Source organism: Aeromonas sp. QDB30 (assembly GCF_027707645.1).
Lineage (GTDB): Bacteria > Pseudomonadota > Gammaproteobacteria > Enterobacterales > Aeromonadaceae > Aeromonas > Aeromonas caviae.
The window spans coordinates 1-19,146 of sequence record NZ_JAPCIY010000054.1; the positions used below are offsets into that span (position 1 = coordinate 1).

14 protein-coding genes and 1 pseudogene are annotated in these 19,146 nt (G+C 61.9%); 6 read left to right on the forward strand and 9 right to left on the reverse strand.

Annotation, left to right across the window (positions count from 1 at the left end; translation table 11 throughout):
• The 4 genes and pseudogenes from PG896_RS21210 to PG896_RS15080 form a co-directional block, all read right to left on the reverse strand.
• Positions 1–396: CZB domain-containing protein (locus tag PG896_RS21210; RefSeq protein ID WP_442866196.1), on the reverse strand; the 396-nt coding region annotated here is incomplete at its 3' end.
• Between the two features lie 24 nt (positions 397–420).
• A pseudogene (locus PG896_RS21215) lies at positions 421–1,107 on the reverse strand (methyl-accepting chemotaxis protein); the annotation flags it as partial.
• Between the two features lie 538 nt (positions 1,108–1,645).
• Positions 1,646–2,194 carry an NAD(P)H nitroreductase gene (locus PG896_RS15075; RefSeq protein ID WP_049636567.1) on the reverse strand — a complete coding sequence of 183 codons (549 nt, stop codon included), beginning with the start codon at positions 2,192–2,194 and terminating at the stop codon, positions 1,646–1,648.
• 107 nt (positions 2,195–2,301) lie between these two features.
• A complete protein-coding gene (locus PG896_RS15080; RefSeq protein WP_270835874.1) occupies positions 2,302–4,329 on the reverse strand; it encodes an NADPH-dependent 2,4-dienoyl-CoA reductase in 2,028 nt (675 codons plus the stop codon).
• A gap of 321 nt (positions 4,330–4,650) precedes the next feature.
• On the opposite strand from PG896_RS15080, the gene sppA reads away from it, so the two are divergent.
• Positions 4,651–6,495: a signal peptide peptidase SppA gene (sppA, locus tag PG896_RS15085; protein WP_270835875.1), complete on the forward strand. Its 1,845-nt coding sequence runs from the start codon at positions 4,651–4,653 to the stop codon at positions 6,493–6,495.
• Positions 6,496–6,557: 62 nt separating this feature from the next.
• Here sppA and PG896_RS15090 read toward each other — a convergent pair whose 3' ends face one another.
• Both PG896_RS15090 and PG896_RS15095 read right to left on the reverse strand, forming a co-directional pair.
• Positions 6,558–7,115 (reverse strand): NUDIX domain-containing protein, encoded by a 558-nt coding sequence (locus tag PG896_RS15090; protein ID WP_104455423.1) that lies wholly within the window; start codon positions 7,113–7,115, stop codon positions 6,558–6,560.
• Positions 7,112–7,915 (reverse strand): DUF2989 domain-containing protein, encoded by an 804-nt coding sequence (locus tag PG896_RS15095; RefSeq protein WP_270835876.1) that lies wholly within the window; start codon positions 7,913–7,915, stop codon positions 7,112–7,114. The genes PG896_RS15090 and PG896_RS15095 overlap by 4 nt, the downstream gene beginning before the upstream one ends.
• Positions 7,916–8,126: 211 nt before the next feature.
• On the opposite strand from PG896_RS15095, the gene PG896_RS15100 reads away from it, so the two are divergent.
• Positions 8,127–9,560, forward strand: coding sequence for a glyceraldehyde-3-phosphate dehydrogenase (locus tag PG896_RS15100; protein WP_270835877.1), 1,434 nt, complete (start codon positions 8,127–8,129; stop codon positions 9,558–9,560).
• A gap of 106 nt (positions 9,561–9,666) precedes the next feature.
• On the forward strand, positions 9,667–9,960 hold the full coding sequence (locus PG896_RS15105) for a YeaC family protein (protein ID WP_010675423.1): 294 nt from the start codon (positions 9,667–9,669) through the stop codon (positions 9,958–9,960).
• A gap of 236 nt (positions 9,961–10,196) precedes the next feature.
• Here PG896_RS15105 and ansA read toward each other — a convergent pair whose 3' ends face one another.
• Positions 10,197–11,204 carry an asparaginase gene (gene ansA, locus PG896_RS15110; RefSeq protein ID WP_010675424.1) on the reverse strand — a complete coding sequence of 336 codons (1,008 nt, stop codon included), beginning with the start codon at positions 11,202–11,204 and terminating at the stop codon, positions 10,197–10,199.
• Between the two features lie 490 nt (positions 11,205–11,694).
• Between ansA and gltS the strand changes: the two genes are divergently transcribed.
• Positions 11,695–12,894 (forward strand): sodium/glutamate symporter, encoded by a 1,200-nt coding sequence (gene gltS, locus PG896_RS15115; protein ID WP_041215692.1) that lies wholly within the window; start codon positions 11,695–11,697, stop codon positions 12,892–12,894.
• 393 nt (positions 12,895–13,287) lie between these two features.
• Here the strand turns inward: gltS and PG896_RS15120 are convergent, their stop codons facing one another.
• A complete protein-coding gene (locus PG896_RS15120; protein WP_039040322.1) occupies positions 13,288–15,159 on the reverse strand; it encodes a methyl-accepting chemotaxis protein in 1,872 nt (623 codons plus the stop codon).
• A gap of 252 nt (positions 15,160–15,411) precedes the next feature.
• Here PG896_RS15120 and prfB point away from each other — a divergent pair.
• Together prfB and lysS are read left to right on the forward strand one after the other, a co-directional pair.
• Positions 15,412–16,510 (forward strand): peptide chain release factor 2 gene (gene prfB, locus PG896_RS15125; RefSeq protein ID WP_102948437.1). Its coding sequence is split into 2 segments (ribosomal slippage): positions 15,412–15,486 and positions 15,488–16,510, totalling 1,098 coding nucleotides; the frame shifts between segments, so codons are not numbered across the junction.
• 20 nt (positions 16,511–16,530) lie between these two features.
• Positions 16,531–18,066: a lysine--tRNA ligase gene (lysS, locus tag PG896_RS15130; protein ID WP_041215694.1), complete on the forward strand. Its 1,536-nt coding sequence runs from the start codon at positions 16,531–16,533 to the stop codon at positions 18,064–18,066.
• A 106-nt stretch (positions 18,067–18,172) separates the two neighbouring features.
• Here lysS and PG896_RS15135 read toward each other — a convergent pair whose 3' ends face one another.
• Positions 18,173–18,985 carry a PhzF family phenazine biosynthesis protein gene (locus PG896_RS15135; protein WP_201955648.1) on the reverse strand — a complete coding sequence of 271 codons (813 nt, stop codon included), beginning with the start codon at positions 18,983–18,985 and terminating at the stop codon, positions 18,173–18,175.
• Positions 18,986–19,146: the final 161 nt, after the last annotated feature.

Consider the following 19,146-nt stretch of genomic DNA (forward strand, 5'->3'; position numbering starts at 1 on the left):
CAATACATTCAAAACCAGCGGGGCTGACGCCCCGGCGAAATTCCCCTCCCACCTACGTCGGAGGGAGTCCCCTTTCGTATTTAAGATGGTCTTGAGCTGCTCGACCATGCTTTTGATATCCCCCTGCTCGCGCGCGTGCAGGGCGGCCTTGCCGCTCTCGTGGACCCGCTTGTGGGGCCCGTCCAGTTCACGAAAGCCCGGCTTGTGGGCGAAGAGCTCCGCACCCTGCCCCTCGAAATACCATTTGCCCAGCCTGCACTGAGCGTGGTCGCTCACCGGCTCGTGAAAATGCTGCTGATCGATGAGCCGATAGATGGTGTTCTTCCAGACGGCGTGATCCAGCTTGGTGGTATTGAGGAAGGAGGTGGAGGCCGCACTGTGGATCACCTGCTGCATCCGGCCTGATTGTGCAAGCACCTGGGTCACCACCACATCGATCTGGGAGGAGGAGGTCGCCACCTCGGCGGCACTGGCCTGGTTGTCATCGATGATGGACTTGATCTCCTGCGCCTGGGCCACTATCTGCCTGACCAGCACCTCGATCTGGCTGCTGGCTTCATGAGCCTTGCTCGCCAGCTGACGCACCTCATCGGCGACCACGGCGAATCCTCGACCAGCTTCACCGGCCCTGGCCGCCTCGATGGCCGCATTGAGTGCCAGCAGGTTGGTCTGATCCGAAATGCCCTGGATGGCGGTCACGAACTGGTTGATGGCGGATGTACTGGCATCGAGCTGATGGACGGCTGCGAGGCTGCGAGCCGCCTCATCCGTGATGGCATGGGCGCGATCGGAGAGACGGGTGATGGCGCCCCGGGTCTGGGCAAAGAGCTGATCCAGCTCGCAGAGCGCTCCCTTTTCCGCCATCAGGTGCTCGGCACTGCCAGCCAGCGCTTCCCGCACGCTCTGCAGCATCTCACCTCCCTGGTTCTGGCAGGAGATCACCTGATTGAAGAGATCGCCACGCTCCCGGCTGGTGCGCTGCATGTGCTCGTATTCACCGATGGTGGCGCGCAATTCGGCCAGCTCGCTCTGGTGCTGCTGCTCTTTGAGAAGCATCGCCTCCCTGAGCTGTTGATTCTCTTTTTCAAGCTTGCGGTTGAACCACATATGGCCTCCGGATGGCAAAGGTGCGGACAGTCGACGTCGAAGGGAAGCCTCTGGCTCTCTTGTCTCTGCCGATGCTGGCGGATCCCGGGCCGGATTTCACCTGCAAATGCAGGATATTTGACCCTGATCCTGATTCCAATCGAGGCCACACGCATGGCTATGCAAAAGATCGCCACAAAAAGGCAGGGTGAGGTAGATAAGAGGAAGAGGAGAAAGAACGCTGACGTGCCAGCCCTACAAAAAATGAAGCCCAATGTCATCAAGACGTTGGGCTCTAAAAAGGTGCTACGGAATTGCGACTCTCATCGCAGAAAATTAGAAGGGGTCACCTTCTAAACTGGCAGTGGGATAATAACGCGGCGCAAACGTTTTACATAGCGTAATAAACCAGGAGTGAGAAGAATCTCTCACAATTCAAAAAATGTCTGGCCAACCCCCTTCTCCCCTCTTGGCAAGTGCACATTTATCAGTACAGCCTGACGGCTTTGTCAGAAAACAAAAAAGCCCTGAATAATCAGGGCTTTTGGCATTCTGTGCTTCAGAAGCTGCGCACGAAGTCCTGGATGGGCAACTCGCGCAGCTTGCGGGCCTCCAGCATGGGGGTGCCAAGGTAGAGGAAGCCCACCAGTTGATCCTCCGGTGCCAGCCCCAGTGCACCATGGATCTGCTCGTCGAAGATGAACCAGCCGGAGCGCCAGATGCCGTTGAAGCCCTGGGCCTGGGCCGCCATCTGCATCGCCATCAGGGCGCAACCGGCAGAGAGCTCCTGCTCCAGTTTCGGTACCTTGGGGTGCGCCTGATAACGGGTCGCCACCGCGATCACCAGGGGAGCACGAAGTGGCGCGGCGCGGCACTTCTCGACACTGTCCGCATCCTCGCCACGGGCAAGGGCGGCATCAGCCAGTAATGTCCCCAGACGCTCACGCCCCTCCCCTTCAAACAGGATGAACTGCCAGGGGGTCAGAGTGCCGTGATCCGGCGCCCGCAGCCCGGCCTTGAGGATATTGTCGAGCACTTCGCCACTCGGGGCAGGCTCGGCCAGACGACCACAGGAGTGGCGATTGAGTAACAGATGGAGGGCATCCATGGGGCAGTTCCTTGTCAAAGGCGATGATGGCGCTACCTTAGCACAGCACCGGATGAAGAAAACCCCTGAGGTTCAGGGGTTTGTCAGGATACGAAAGGGTCGGGCGGCTAGATGACGGCAGCCAGCTCCGCCCCTTGCCGGATGGCGCGTTTGGCATCCAGCTCGGCGGCCACGTCGGCACCGCCGATGATGTGCACCGGCTTGCCCGCGGCCTGCAGACCGGCCTGCAACTCCTTGAGGGGTTCCTGTCCGGCACAGATGATCACCTGATCCACCGGCAGGCACTGCTGTTGGTCGCCCACCTGGATGTGAAGCCCGGCATCGTCGATACGCAGGTACTGGACGCCGGAGAGCATCTGCACCTTGCGATTCTTGAGCACGGTGCGATGGATCCAGCCGGTGGTCTTGCCAAGGCCGTCGCCCACCTTGCTCTCCTTGCGCTGGAGCAACCAGATCTGGCGCTCGGGGGCATCGATTTCGGGGGTAGTCAGGCCGCCGCGCTCACCCAGTTGCTTGTCGATACCCCACTCCTTGAGCCAGTGATCGCGATGGCTTTCAGCATCCGGCGATCCTCTCTTCTCCACCAGGTATTCGGCCACATCGAAGCCGATGCCACCGGCGCCGATGACCGCCACCTTCTCGCCCACCGGCTTGTGATCACGCAATACATCGAGGTAGCTCAACACTTTGGGGTGCTCGATACCCGGAATATTGGGGGTGCGCGGGCGGATGCCGGTGGCGAGGATCACCTCGTCAAAACCGCCGCCCAGCAGGCTCTCGGCACTCTGGCGCTGGCCCAGATAGAGCTCGACGCCGCACTTCTCAAGCCGTTTGGCGAAGTAGCGCAGGGTCTCGTGGAACTCCTCCTTGCCCGGGATCTGCTTGGCAAAGTTGAACTGGCCGCCGATTTCGCTCGCCTGATCGAACAGGCTTACCTGATGGCCCCGCTCGGCGGCATAGCAGGCAAACGCCAGCCCCGCAGGACCCGCCCCCACCACCGCCAGCTTCTTGGGCTGGGGCACCCGGCCAAACGTCAACTCGGTCTCGAAACAGGCGCGGGGATTGACCAGGCAGGAGGCACGCTTTTGCTTGAACACGTGGTCGAGGCAGGCCTGGTTGCAGGCGATGCAGGTGTTGATCTCGTCCGCCCTGTCTTCAGCCGCCTTGATGACGAACTCGGGGTCCGCCAGGAAGGGGCGCGCCATGGAGACCATGTCCGCCTCCCCCCCCGCCAGGATGCGCTCCGCCACCTCGGGGGTGTTGATGCGGTTGGTGGTGATGAGGGGCACCTTGAGGTGCTTTTTCAGCTCGGCGGTCACCCAGCTGAAGGCACCGCGCGGCACGCTGGTGGCGATGGTGGGAATGCGCGCCTCGTGCCAGCCGATACCGGTGTTGATGAGGGTCACCCCCACCTGCTCCAGTGCCCGGCCAAGTGCGATCACTTCCTCAAGGGAGGAGCCCTGCTCCACCAGATCCAGCATGGAGAGGCGGAAGATGATGATGAAATCCGGGCCCACCCGCTCACGGATGGCGCGGACAATCTCCACCGGGAAGCGCATGCGGTTTTCGCTGCTGCCGCCCCAGCCATCGGTGCGCTTGTTGGTGCGTTCGCAGATGAACTGGTTGATGAGATAGCCTTCCGACCCCATCACCTCGACCCCGTCATAACCGGCCGCCTTGGCCAGCGCCGCAGTGGCGGCGAAGTCGCGAATGGTGCCGCGGATCTGCCGCTCGCTCATGGCCCGCGGCTTGAACGGGGAGATGGGAGCCTTGAGGGCGCTCGGCGCCAGGCTGAACGGATGGTAGGCGTAGCGGCCCGCATGAAGGATCTGCAGCGCTATCTTGCCCCCTTCCTGGTGCACTGCCTCGGTCACCTTGCGGTGTTTGGCTACCTGCCAGGGAAAGCTCAGCTGGGAGCCGTGGGGCACCAGCCGCCCCCGCAAATTGGGGGCGATACCGCCGGTCACGATGAGACCGACCCCGCCACGGGCCCGCTCACCATAGAAGGCGGCCAGCTTGTCAAAGCCCCCCTTTTCCTCCTCGAGGCCGGTGTGCATGGACCCCATCAGTACGCGGTTGCGCAACTGGGTAAAACCCAGATCGAGGGGGGTCAGCAGCGTGGGATAACGGCTCATGATGCACTCCTTGTCGAGGTCGATGTGCACGGGGTCATGCTCCAGCCTTCCTGGCTGCCTCGGGTGACGGGCAGTAAAAAGAAGGGGTAGGTGGAGGTGGGGCCGGCTCATCGGGCCTTTCAGTTAATTTTTTGTTATCAAACTGGAGCTAGAGTAAAGAATCGAAAACTCTTTTTCAAACAAATGTTTGGACATTTTTTCAGCGAACAGCCGTGTTCCGAAGTGGCGGGGAGGCAGTCGACTCAAGGGGAAATGGCAATTGGCTGCGCAACTGGTTAATAATGGCTGCTCTCAACCCATTAACAGGGCGACAACGCAGCTATGTCTATTTTTAAAGGTCTGGGATGGCTCTTTCGCAGCCTCTGGCGCCTGCTCAACTTTACCCGCTTGATGCTGGTCAACCTGCTGTTTCTTCTCGTCGTGCTGGTCATTGTCTTCAGCGTCAGCCAGAGCGAGACCCCAAGCACCCCCATCGAGGGGGCGCTCACCCTCAATCTCTCCGGTGTGCTGGTAGAACAGCGCACCCAGACCGATCCCACGGTGCAACTGCTCAGGCAGATGGACAAGGGGGACGAGCAGCCAAGCGAAATCGTCCTCTCCGATCTGCTGTGGGCCATCAAGAGCGCGGGGAATGACGATCGCATCAAGGCGCTGGTGATCAAACCCCAGGGTCTGCAAGGGGCCAGCCTCTCCAAACTGCAGGAGGTGACGGCCGCCATCGACGCCTTCAAGGAGAGCGGCAAGCCGGTCATCGCCATGGCGGACTACTACAGCCAGGGGGCCTATCTGCTCGCCGCCCACGCCGACCACGTGCTGCTCAACCAGAGTGGTGCCGTGCTGATCGAGGGGCTGGGTGTCTACCAGACCTACTTCAAGTCGGCACTGGAGAAGCTCAACATCACTCCGCACGTCTTCAAGGTCGGCACCTACAAGTCCTTCGTCGAGCCCTACACCCGGGACGAAATGTCCCCCGAGAGCAAGGAGGCGAACCAGCGCTGGCTGGATCAGCTGTGGCAATCTTATGTGGCCGACGTGGCGGAGCAGCGGGAGATCGAGCCGGATGCCGTCGCGCCGAACAAGGATCACTTCCTCGAACTGCTGCGCAAGGCCGGTGGCAATGCGGCCAGCTACGCCCTCGACAACGGTCTGGTGGATCAGCTCGCCACCCGCGACGAGATGACCCAGGCGGTGATCAAGGAAGTGGGCGAGGCCGATGATCACGGCTGGAAGGGCGTGGGCCTGAAAGAGTATCTGGCCGCCATCCCGGAGCAGTACCCCCAGAGCGGCAAGGATGAGGTAGGCCTCATCACCGCCAGCGGCGCCATCATGGATGGCGTCCAGCCTGCCGGCACCATCGGCGGCGACAGCCTTGCCGATCTGCTGGCCGAAGCCCGCCGTGACGATCAGGTGAAAGCCGTGGTGCTGCGAGTGGACAGCCCGGGCGGCAGCGCCTTCGCCGCCGAGCAGATCCGCGCCGAATTGCTGGCCCTGAAACAGGCGGGCAAGCCGGTGGTCATCTCCATGGGCAGCTACGCCGCCTCCGGTGGCTACTGGATCTCCGCCGATGCGGACAAGATCTTCGCCTCCCCCACCACCCTCACCGGCTCCATCGGGGTGTTCGGCATGTTCGCCACCATCGACAAGGCGCTCTCCCAGTACGGGGTACACACCGACGGCGTCGGCACCACCGACTTCGTGGGGGTCGGGCTGACCCGTGCCCTGCCGGATCACGTGGGTGAAGCCATTCAACTGAGCGTGGAAGACACCTATCAGCGCTTTGTCGGCCTGGTGGGCAAGGGCCGGGGCCTTAGCCCGGAAGAGGCGGAAAAAGCCGCCGAAGGCCGGGTCTGGACCGGGCAGGATGCCAAGGCACTGGGGCTGGTGGACGAGTTCGGCAATCTGGATGACGCCCTCAAGGCGGCCGCCGATCTCGCCAACCTCAAGAGCTGGCAGGTCACCCCCATCGCACCGGAAGAGTCTGCCAGGGACAAGTTCCTGCGCGAGCTGTTTGACAGCAGCGCCCAGGCGCTGGCCCCGCACCTGCAAAGCTGGCTGCCCGCCGGGCTTGGCAAGGCGCTGCTGGAGATGAACCGCGGTCTGGACCCGCTGACCCACTTCAACGATCCCCAGGGCACCTACGCCTTCTGCCCGGTCTGTCTCACCTGACGCCGGGGACAGCCATAAAAAAACCGCCGACAGGCGGTTTTTTTATGGGGCAAGCGGCCTTGTCAGGTCAGCAAGCCGGACGCTTGCCAGCGGTGCAACTCTGCCAGCACCCGGGTCTCTCGCGCCGTCCACTGGGGACAGGGACCCGCCAGCTGGGTCTTGTTGGTCTGCAGGGCCTCGGCCAGGGGGAACCAGCCCGGCGTGAAGCCGAGGCGGATCTCGTAGGGCTGGGGGCGCGGTGCACTCCAGTCCTCCCCGACCCGGCAGAGGTAATAGGACGATCGGATGCAGTAGGCATCGTAATCCGGCTCGCGCGCGGCACGATACTCCCGGGTCTCTCCCAGCAGGGGGCCCACGGCCACCAGCTCGGCGCCACACTCTTCCCGCAGCTCCCGGGCCAGGGCCGCATCGTGCGCCTCCCCGTGCTCGATGCCGCCACCGGGGAACATGAGATCCCCGTTGACGCGGGAGTGCACCAGCAGCAGTTGATCACCACGCATCACCACGGCCCTCACCGTGGCCCGTTCAAGCACCCTGTCCTCGCCGCGGATCTGGCCGTGGACGAGGCGGATATCGAAGGGATGGGCCCACTCCCGGACCTCTGTCAGGGTCGGATTCATGGTGTGCGGTAGCTCCCCTGCCTGAGTGCATCGACGATGGTGGCCGCCTGGTCGTCCAGCGTCTCCTGCTCCTCCTTGCCGATGGCATGGTAAATGCCGAGCCGGGTGGCGGAGACCTCGGGGCTCTCCTGGAATGACTCGCTCACCTTGCCCCACAGATAGGCCTGATCAAATCGCTTCTGCCCCATGTAGAGGGTGCTGAGGGCGGTGAGGATCCGGCTGTTGACCTTGTCCCCCTCCCGATAGAGGGAGAGCGCATGGTGCATCAGCCTGATCGCCTTCTCGGGCTCGCTCTTGGCATAAATGCCGCCGAGCGCCAGTTGCAGCTCGGGCTCCTCGAGGCTCGGCGTCCCCTCCTGCGCGAGGAAGCTGGCGCGGGCCTCGGGGCTGGTGTTGTTGGTCCAGTGCCAGAGCAGCAGGTAGGGATCCCGGGAGCCCCGGGTCTGTGCATCCAGTTGTTCCAGTTGACGGCCGGCGGCCAGCATCCCTTCCACTCTGGGGCTCTTCTGCTCCCTGGCCCGCTTGTACTCGATGTTGGTGGAGTGCTCGGCGCACTGCAGATAACGCTCTAGGCCGAGCATCAGATCGTACTTGCGCCTGTCCGTCCCCTCTTCCTGGAGATAGTAACGACCGCGAATGACGTCGCTGCGCTCATAGCGACACCAGCCGTCGTCCACCAGGTCCGCGCACAGGGCGGGATATTGGGAGCAGATGTTGTGGATCCTGTCGTCGTCGCAGGCGGTCAACGTCAGGCAACAAGCGAGGGAAAGCAGTAACGGACGCTGTGAGAATAGGGTCATGGTTCACATCTGGTTGATAACAATCGCAACCCGCACCGGCCACCGCCAACTAGCAAACAGGCTACATATCCATTACAATGCGCGCGCCGTATAAGGCCGCGATTGCAGAATAATATAACGAAACCATCAGCCCTACACTGATCTGCCTTCGACGAATTTCAATTTGCCCAGGCAACTTGCTTCAACAACGTGAAATAAAAGGATCTGGTTAATGACCCACGAGCACTACTTGCAGGCGTGGCAGGAGAGCCAGGAGCTCGCCGAAGCCATGCAACCCTTGATAGGTCGCCTCTACCGACAGCAAGGGATAGAGATCACCCTCTACGGACGCCCGCTGCAAAACGCCTCCACCATCGATATCCTCAAGGCCCACCGGGTCGTTCGCCGCCACCAGGGCACCCCGCTGCCCATCCAGCAAAGCTTCCCTCTCCTGCGCACCATCGTCGCCCTGAACCCCACCGCCGCCGAAGTTGATCTCGGCAAACTGGCCGTGGGCTACTGGCAGGATCACCAGGATGAAGCCGGCATCGAGGACTATCTGCGCGCCAAGCTGGCACCGGCCCTGAACCGCAGTGCCGTGCCCGCCCCGACCGACGTGGTGCTCTACGGCTTCGGTCGCATCGGCCGCCTGCTGGCCCGTCTGCTCATTGAGCGCACCGGCGCCGCCAACTCCCTGCGCCTGCGCGCCATCGTGGTGCGCGGCGGTCGCGACGGGGATCTGGAGAAACGTGCCAGCCTGCTGCGCCGCGATTCGGTGCACGGCCCCTTCAACGGCTCCATCGAGGTGGATGCAGAACGCAGCGCCATCATCGCCAATGGCACCTTCATCCAGGTGATCTATGCGAACAGCCCGGCCGACATCGACTACACCGCCTACGGCATCGACAATGCGCTGATCGTCGACAACACCGGGGTCTGGCGTGACGAGGCGGGGCTGTCCGAGCACCTCAAGGCCCGCGGCGCCGCCCGGGTGCTGCTGACCGCCCCCGGCAAGGGGGAGATGAAGAACGTGGTGTTCGGGGTCAACCACGAGGTGATAGGCCCGGATGACAAGATAGTCTCCGCCGCCTCCTGCACCACCAACGCCATCACCCCGGTGCTCAAGGTGATGCAGGACAAGTACGGCATCCGCCACGGCCACGTGGAGACGGTCCACTCCTATACCAACGATCAGAACCTCATCGACAACTATCACAAGGGGGAGCGCCGCGGTCGCAGCGCAGCCCTCAACATGGTGATGACCAGCACCGGTGCCGCCAAGGCGGTGGCCAAGGCGCTGCCGGAGCTCAAGGGCAAGTTGACCGGCAACGCCATCCGGGTGCCCACACCCAACGTGTCCCTGGCCATCATCAACCTGTCGCTGGAACAGAACACCGATCGGGAGAGCCTCAACGCCTATCTGCAGCAGATGGCGCTGAGCTCGGCCCTGCATCGCCAGATCGACTTCAGCGCCAGCACCGAGCTGGTCTCCTCCGACATGGTGGGCTCCCGTTTTGCGGGCATCGTCGACTCCCAGGCCACCATCGCCGAGGGGGATCACTGCGTGCTCTACGTGTGGTATGACAACGAGTTCGGGTACAGTTGTCAGGTCGTGCGGGTGATGGAGCAGATGGCTGGCGTAGTCCGCCAGGATCTACCGGTATAGTCCGCCAGGATCTACCGGTATAGTCCGCCAGGATCTACCGGTATAGTCCGACAGGATCTGCCCGCCGGAACCCGTGTTCATGGCTCAATTTTCAAGGAGAGGCCGGATGTCGTCTCAGCAAGTGACGTTTCAACAAGCGATAGCGCAGATGCCCAAAGAGGTGTACGAGCGGCTCAAGACTGCGGTCGAGCTCGGCAAATGGCCGGATGGCAAGCCCCTCACCGAGGAGCAGAAGGCCACTTCCCTGCAGGCCGTGATGGCCTGGCAGGCGATGCACCTTGAGAACCCCGAGCACATGAACATCGGCCGTGACGGCGAGATCGTGATGAAGAGCAAGAGCGAGCTCAAGCGCCAGTATCGCGATGAGGAAGAGATAGTGCGGGTCGACCTTAGCCACTGAGGCAGGCCGCACGTCACCTATCGCGGTAACGAAACGAAAGAGGGGAGCCATAATGGCTCCCCTCTTTTTTCCTCTCTATGCAGGATGACTCATCCCCCTCATCCCCGGCCCTTCTCCCACCAGGGGAGAAGGGAGCTGGCACGCACCTGCGAGCAGTCAGCGGGCCACCTGCCGGCGATCTTCATGGCAAACCTCGCCACCTCGATCTATCCCCTCTCCCGCTGTGAGAGGGAAAGTCAGGGGGTCAGCTCCCCGCGCAGGGACTGCTGCATCAGCTCGCGGATGCGCGGCGCCGGCAGATCCTGGCTCAGCAGGAAGTGCAGCTTGGTGAGCGCCGCCTCGGCGGTCATGTCAAAGCCCGAGATGACTCCCGCACGGGAGAGGGCGTTGCCGGTGGCATAGCCCCCCATGTTGACCTTGCCGTGCAGGCACTGGCTCAGGTTGACGATGATGACGCCCCGGGCAGATGCCTCGGAGAGCAGCGCCAGCATGGCCGGGTTCTGGGGCGCATTGCCCACCCCGAAGGAGAGCAGGATCAGCGCACGCACCGGCTGTTGCAGGATGTTCGCTATCACCTCCGCCGATATCCCCGGATAGAGGGTCACCACCCCGATGGGCTGGGGGGTGATGTCGTGCAGCACCAGGGGGCGATCGCACGGCACGCCCAGCTCACCTGCCTCCAGGGAGATGGCGATACCGGCATTGAGCAGGGGCGGGTAGTTGGGCGAGTCGAAGGCGTGGAAGCCGTCGGCATGCACCTTCTTGCTGCGGTTGCCGCGATAGAGCTGGTTGTTGAAGAAGAGCGTCACCTCGTGGATCGGGTAGTTGGCCGCGATATAGAGGGCGTTGAGCAGGTTCTGCTGACCGTCCGAGCGCAGCTCGGCCAGGGGGATCTGGGAGCCGGTGATGATGACCGGCTTGTGCAGATCTTCGAGCATGAAGGAGAGCGCAGACGCGGTGAACGACATGGTGTCGGTGCCGTGCAGAATGACGAAACCATCGTACTTGTCGTAGTTGCCCTTGATATCCTCGGCGATGCGCTGCCAGTCTGCCGGCGTCATGTCGGAAGAGTCGATGAGGGGGGCATATTCGTGGATATGGTAATCGGGCATTTCCGGTCGATGGAACTCGGGCATCCGTGCCAGACAGTCCTCCATGAAGCCCGCCATCGGTACATAACCGTGGTCGGAACGCTGCATCCCTATGGTGCCGCCTGTGTAGGCAATGTAGATGGACTTCTTCACACCCTTTCCTCTCTCTGGACTGGAAACCGGCAAATCAAACAGGGCTCAACCGATACAGCCCCCCGTCCTTCAGATGGTGAGGGCGGGCTCAATATCGGTCATCAGCAGACCTCTTGAGGGTCTGTGTCCTCCCGTGGGGGCGGAACCGGGCGAATTATAAAGAGTGCCGCTGCAAATGACAGCGGCAGCAGCATTGTTGCGATCCGGAGCACACTCGGCGAGGCAGTTTTAAATGCCATGTTAACACCATGTTTTAATCATTAATGTGACATATGTGGATGCACTTGGTGTTTTTTGCTAGTATCCGGCGGATTTTTCACAAATCTCATCTGGACGCCCGACGAACACGGGCTCGTGTCGACCCCCTCTTTTGCAGAGGGACGGGGCTGCGGCCCCTCTGTCACTGGCGCGTTCGCCACTCTGTTTCATCCCGGCTGGATCCGTGAGTCTTTCTCGCCAAAGACACAGCCGATCAACATGGGAGCACTGAATGCTACAACTTGATGCCTACGCCACCCTGGTCGCCGCGACCCTGGTGCTGCTGCTTGGCCGCCTGCTGGTCAACAAGATAGGACCCCTGCGCACTTTCAACATCCCCAAACCCGTGGCCGGTGGCCTGGTGGTTGCCCTGGTGCTGCTGGTGCTGCGTTCCACCCTGCAGATCGAACTGCAATTTGATACCAGCCTGCAGACGGCCCTGATGCTGACCTTCTTCGCCTCCATCGGCCTCTCCGCCGATCTGGGCAGCCTCAAGCGCGGCGGCAAGGCGGTGGCCACCTTCCTGCTGGTGGTCACCGGCCTGCTGCTGGTGCAGAACACCCTGGGGGTGGGTCTGGCCACCCTGCTGGGGCTGGATCCCCACATGGGGCTGCTGGCCGGCTCCATCACCCTCTCCGGCGGCCACGGCACCGGGGCGGCCTGGGGCTCCATCTTCACCGAGAAATACGGCGTGCAATCCGCCGCCGAGCTGGCGATTGCCTGTGCCACCTTCGGCCTGGTGCTGGGGGGCCTCATCGGCGGCCCGGTGGCCCGTTATCTGGTGAAGAAAGTGCAGGTGCCCGGTGAGGAGCACAACCGTGACGGCGCCCCCCAGGGCTTCGAGATGCCGGACATGGAGCGCCCGCTCACCACCTTCAGCCTGATCGAGACCCTGGCACTCATCGCCATCAGCCTGAAAGGGGGCGAAATGCTGGCCCTCTACCTCAAGGGCGGCGTCTTCGAGTTGCCGATCTTCGTCTGCGTGCTGTTCGTCGGCGTGTTGCTGCGCAACCTGCTCACCCTGCTCAACTGGCACGAAGTGAGCGACCGTGAGGTCTCCCTGCTCGGCAACGTCAGCCTGTCGCTCTTCCTCGCCATGGCGCTGATGAGCCTCAAGCTGTGGGAGCTGGCAAGCCTGGCCCTGCCCATCTTCATCCTGCTGGCCGTGCAGACGGTGGCCATGGCGCTCTACGCCATCTTCGTCACCTTCCGGGTCATGGGGCGCAACTATGATGCAGCCGTGCTGGCGGCGGGTCACTGCGGCTTCGGCCTCGGCGCCACCCCCACTGCCATTGCCAACATGCAGGCCATTACCCAGCGCTTCGGCCCCTCCCACCTGGCGTTCCTGGTGGTGCCCATGGTCGGAGCCTTCTTCATCGACATCATCAACGCTGTGGTGATCAAGCTGTTCCTGGCCCTGCCCTTCCTGTGATCCCGGACGCAGGCCCCGTATGACAGAGCCCACCTTGCGGTGGGCTCTTTGCTTGCTGGCCTCTGGACGCTGCCCCGACCCTCACCAAGGGGCCGACTGCAGGCAACAAAAAGCCCCGCACCAAGGTGCGCAATGCTGTTCAGATAAGCACTTTTTTGACTGATTATTCATAAATTGGATTTGAGTTGAGGGGGCAAGGCTGTGTCCAGTCGATCTTCCTCCAGCCTTTATCCAGCGGGGCTTGCAATAGAAAGAGGGAGGCATCATGCCTCCCTCGATTTTTTGTCCTGATACTACGTGGACTGGAACTCAAATTCTCTTAAGTGAACAGCATTGGCACCAAGGTGCGGGGCTTTTTACTGACGCCACGGTAGAACTGCGGCCTGACCTTCCTTACAAAATAAAGGTCGACACCTGCTGGTTCAGGTTGGTGGCACGCCCCTTGAGGTTGTGCGCCTGATCCAGGTCACGCATGGCGGAAGCGGTTATCTCGTCGCTCACATCCTTGATGGCGGTGGTGTTCTGGGTTATTTCACCGGTCACCTGGGTCTGCTCCTCGGCGGCGGTGGCGATCTGGCCCGCCATGTCGGAGATGAGGCTGACGGCCTGGGTGATCTCCTCCAGGGCCGCAGCGGCTGCGTCGGCATCCTTCACGCTGTTGTCCGCCAGCCCCTGGCTGGTCTGCATCAGGCTCACCGCGCGGGCCGTGGTCTGCTGCAGGGTTTCGATGGTGGACTGGATCTCCTGAGTGGAATCCTGGGTACGGCGCGACAGCACCCGCACCTCGTCCGCCACCACGGCGAAACCGCGACCCTGTTCGCCGGCACGGGCCGCTTCGATGGCCGCGTTCAGCGCCAGCAGGTTGGTCTGCTCGGCGATGCCCTGGATGGTGGAGAGGATGCCGGAGATGGCCTGGGCGTGACGGCTCAGCTCGCCGATGACGCCGGTCGCCTGCCCCACTTCCTCGGCCAGGTTGTTGATGGACTGACGAGTCTGGTTCACCAGGATCTTGCCCTGTTCACTGCTCTGGGCGGATTGCTGGGCGGCGGCAGCGGTGTTCTCGGCGTTGCCCGCGATCTCCATGGTGGCACTCGCCATCTCGGTGACGGCGGTGGCGACCATGGTCACCTCCTGTTGCTGGCGTTGCAGCTCTTCCACCGCGGCCTGGTTGGTCACCAGACTGCGTTCGGCATCGGCGTTCAGCTCGTTGGCAAGCTGACGGATGTTGGCGATGAGCTGATGCTGGCTGCCCACGAAGCGATTGAAGCTGCCGGCGAGCTGGCCCACTTCGTCATTGGCGTCGATCTTGATGCGCTGGGTCAGATCGCCGTTACCGTCGGCGATCCGGGCCAGGGCCTGGGACACCTTGGTGAGGGGACCGAGCAGCAGGCTGACCAGCCAGGAGATGGCGAGGATGCTGCCCACCAGCACCAGCAGGGCCAGGCCGAGCTGGGTCATCAGCAGGGAGGAGAGCGGCGCCTCCAGGGTGCTCTTGTCCAGTACCAGCACCAGCTCCCAGTCGGTGTCCGGAATGTCCGTCGCCCACAGCAGCTTGTCACGCCCCTCGTTGTCGAAGAAAGCAGGCACCAGACTGTTGCTCGCCTTGCTCTGATCGATCAGGGCATTGGTCAGATCGTTGTCGATCTCGCTGGCCGGCTTCATCGCCTTGGCCGCATCCTTGTAGGCGATGACGGTGCCATCCTTGTGCATCAGGATGGCGAAGCCGTCCGCCGGCAGCTTCATCTTGGTGATGTCATCCACCAGGGAGGCGATGGAGAGATCCCCCCCCACCACGCCGCCCTGGGCAGGCTGGGCCAGGGTCACCACCAGAATGTTGTAGGCCACGTCGAGGTAGGGTTTGGTGACGATCATGCCGCCCTTGGCCATGGCTTCCTGATACCAGCCACGGGAGCGGGGATCGTAACCGTCGCGGTTGATGGAGGGGTCGGAGTCGTTCATCTTGCCGCTGCCCTCACCAAAATAGGTGAGCTGGAAACGGCCGGACACCTGGGCCTGTTGCAGGGCGTTGAGGGGCTCGGCACCGGCCTTGTTGCCAAGGGCCTGGATGACGTCACGACGGGCGGCAAGCCAGTCGCTGACGCTGGCGGCCTGCTGGCTGCCAAGGCGCTGCACCTGTTCCTGACTGCCTTGCAGCAGCATGGACTTCTGGCTGGTGTAGCTCTGCCAGGAGAGCAGCAGGATCACCAGTGACAAGGCGATGACCACAGACAACAGTATCTTCTGCTTGAGTGATAGGTTTTTCATCGTGTTTTCTTCTTGTGGGGGTCGGGAACAGGATCAATCGGGAGTGCGTGGCACTGTGTGTTGTTAGCGGCCAATCCGCGCAAAACTGAAGCGGAGAATGGCGTGAGTGACGATATTTTACGCGGAAATTTTAAAAATGCTGCGGAAAATTGGAGCAGGAAAAAGAGCGAGGCCAGCCAACCCTGTTTATTCCTTCTGCAATTGGCTAGAATATCCCGTTTTTAAATCACATCGACCCCGAGAGTTTTCACGATGTTTGAAGTCAATCCTGTATTAAACAAGCTTAAGGAGCTGTCTGAGAGGACCGAGCTGCTTAGGGGGTACCTTTGACTATGACGCCAAGAAAGAGCGTCTAGAAGAGGTCAATGCCGAGCTGGAACAGCCGGATGTCTGGAACGAACCCGAGCGCGCACAGGCGCTGGGCAAGGAGCGCGTCTCCCTGGAGAACGTCGTCAGCACCATCGATACCCTGACCCAGGGCGTCGATGACGTCGAGATGCTGGTCAGCCTGGCCGTCGAAGGCGAAGACGAAGAGACCTTCAACGAAGCCGTGGTCGAAGCGGACGAACTGGAGGCCAAGCTGGTGGATCTCGAGTTCCGTCGCATGTTCTCCGGTCAGCACGACGGTTCCGACTGCTACATCGACATCCAGTCCGGTTCCGGTGGCACCGAGGCCCAGGACTGGGCCAACATGGTGCTGCGCATGTACCTGCGCTGGGGCGATGCCCACGGCTACAAGCCCGAGCTCATCGAATGCTCCGAGGGCGACGTGGCCGGCATCAAGTCCGCCACCATCAAGTTCACCGGCGAGTATGCCTTCGGCTGGCTGCGCACCGAGACCGGCGTGCACCGCCTGGTACGCAAGTCGCCGTTCGATTCCGGCGGCCGTCGCCACACCTCGTTCTGCTCCGTGTTCGTCTACCCCGAGATCGATGATGACATCGAGATCGAGATCAACCCGGCTGATCTTCGCATCGACGTCTACCGAGCCTCCGGTGCGGGTGGTCAGCACGTCAACCGGACCGAGTCCGCGGTGCGTATCACCCACGTGCCGACCGGCGTGGTGGTGCAGTGCCAGAACGACCGTTCCCAGCACAAGAACAAAGATCAGTGTATGAAGCAGTTGAAGGCCAAGCTCTACGAGCTGGAAATTCAAAAGCAGAACGCTGAGAAGCAAGCCCTCGAAGAGACCAAGTCCGACATCGGCTGGGGCAGCCAGATCCGCTCCTACGTACTGGATGATTCCCGTATCAAGGATCTGCGCACCGGCGTCGAAACCCGCAATACCCAATCGGTACTCGACGGCGACTTGGACAAGTTTATCGAAGCCAGCCTGAAATCAGGCCTGTAAACAGAGCAGCAGGAATCACCATGTCTGAACAAACCACCACCCCGGAAGTCGACCAGACTCTCGAACTGAACAACGAGATGCTTGAGCGTCGCTCCAAGCTGGCCGCCTTGCGCGCCCAGGGCAACCCCTTCCCCAACGATTTCCGTCGTGACAGCCTCTCCGGCGATCTGCATGCCGAATTCGGCGACAAGAGCAATGACGAGCTGGTCGCCCTGGGTAAACAGGTGAAGATTGCCGGTCGCATCATGACCCGCCGGATCATGGGCAAGGCGTCTTTCGCGACCCTGCAGGACATGGCTGGCAAGATCCAGATCTACGTGACCCGTGACGACCTGCCGGAAGGCTTCTACAACGAGCAGTTCAAGAAGTGGGATCTGGGTGACATCGTCGGTGTCGAGGGCACCCTGTTCCGCACCAACGCCGGTGAGCTCTCCGTACACGTCTCCACCATCCGCCTGCTGACCAAGGCCCTGCGCCCGCTGCCCGAGAAGCACAAGGGTCTGACCGACCAGGAAGCCCGCTGCCGCCAGCGTTACCTGGACCTGATCGCCAACGAAGAGTCCCGCAAGACCTTCGTGACCCGCACCAAGGTGGTGGCCGGCATTCGCAAGTTCCTGAATGACAAGCGCTTCATGGAAGTGGAAACCCCCATGATGCAAGTCATCCCGGGTGGCGCCTCCGCACGTCCCTTCATCACCCACCACAATGCGCTGGACATCGACATGTACCTGCGTATCGCTCCGGAACTCTATCTGAAGCGTCTGGTGGTCGGTGGTTTCGAGCGTGTCTACGAGATCAACCGTAACTTCCGCAACGAAGGCATCTCCGTTCGCCATAACCCCGAGTTCACCATGCTCGAGTTCTATATGGCCTACGCCGATTACATCGATCTGATGGATCTCACCGAAGAGATGCTGCGCACCCTGGCACAGGACATCCTGGGCGACACCAAGATCCGTTACGCCAAAGAGGGCGAAGAGGGCCTGACCATCGATTTCGGTCAGCCGTTCCAGCGCCTCTCCATGGTCGACTCCATCCTGAAGTACAACCCGGGTGTGACCCGTGACGATCTGGCCACTCTTGAGAAGGCCACCGCCGTCGCCAAGGGTCTGAAGATCGAGCTGATGAAGAGCTGGGAGCTGGGCCACGTGATCACCGCGATCTTCGAAGAGACCGTGGAACACATGCTGCTGCAACCGACCTTCATCACCGAGTACCCGGCTGCCGTCTCCCCGCTGGCCCGTCGCAACGACCAGAACCCGGACGTCACCGACCGCTTCGAGTTCTTCATCGGCGGTCGCGAGCTGGCCAACGGCTTCTCCGAGCTGAACGATGCGGAAGATCAGGCCGAGCGCTTCCAGGCCCAGGTTGACCAGAAAGCCGCAGGGGACGACGAAGCCATGTTCTACGACGCCGACTTCGTCACCGCGCTGGAGCACGGTCTGCCGCCGACCGCCGGTCAAGGTATCGGCATCGACCGTCTGGTGATGCTGTTCACCAACAGCCACACCATCCGCGACGTCATCCTGTTCCCGGCCTTGCGTCCACAAAAGTAAGCGCCTCAGAAACAGGGCCGCAGCAAAACGCTGCCGTCCATGGCAATCAAAACGCCCCGCAATTGCGGGGCGTTTTTTTATGCAGTAGTCACACCGTGACGAGCGGTCATCGGTCCGCTGGTGCGACAGGCGGCAGCAGCCACTCCCCCTGCCACAGGGCCAGCGCACGGCCCGCCATCAGCACCCGCTCCTCCTGCAATTCCAGCCTGAGATCCCCGCCCCGGGCCGAGATCTGGCGGGCCCGCAATTGCTGTTTGCCGAGCCGCTCGGCCCAGAAGGGCACCAGGGCGCAGTGGTTGGAGCCGGTCACCGGATCCTCGTCCACCCCGACCCAGGGGGCGAAATAGCGGGAGACGAAGTCGTCCTCCTTCCGGCTCGACGGCGCCGTCACCATGATCCCCCGGCCCGGCAGCGCCCGCAGGGCGTGAAAATCGGGGGTGAGCGCGCGAACCTCTTCCTCGCTGGCGAGCTCAAGCAGGAACTTGGCCCCGGCCGCCAGGGTTTGCAGTGGCTGGCAGCCAAGAGCCGCCCCATAGGCAGGATCCAGCTCAAGAGGAGCCAGAGAGATACGCGGGAAGTCGAGCCAGATCCAGCTCTCTTCGCGCCTGGCCACCAGCTCGCCGCTGCGAGTCGCGAAGCGGATGGGCTGATCTTCGGCCACCGCCCCCGTCTGCCACAGCACATGGGCCGCCGCTAGGGTGCCATGGCCGCACAAGTCCACCTCCACTTGCGGAGTGAACCAGCGCAACCCGTAATGCCCCTCTCCCAGTTGGGTCAGAAAGGCGCTCTCAGAGAGGTTGAACTCCGCTGCCATGGCCTGCAGCTCGGCGTCGGACCGCGCTTCCCCCAGCACCACCACGGCGGGGTTGCCTCCGAAGGGGTGATGGCTGAAGGCGTTGACATGATAGAGACGGGACATGGTTGCTCCTTGGGGCATGAGAGATCCCCGGGAAAGGGGCTCGACAAGGCCATTTTTATATCACGGGCGCCCCGGGGCTGAGATGGATTTTGGCTTTATAAATTCATAAATCGCATAAAGAAGATATTTTTATTCTTTGTTGTTATTCATTACACCCCTTA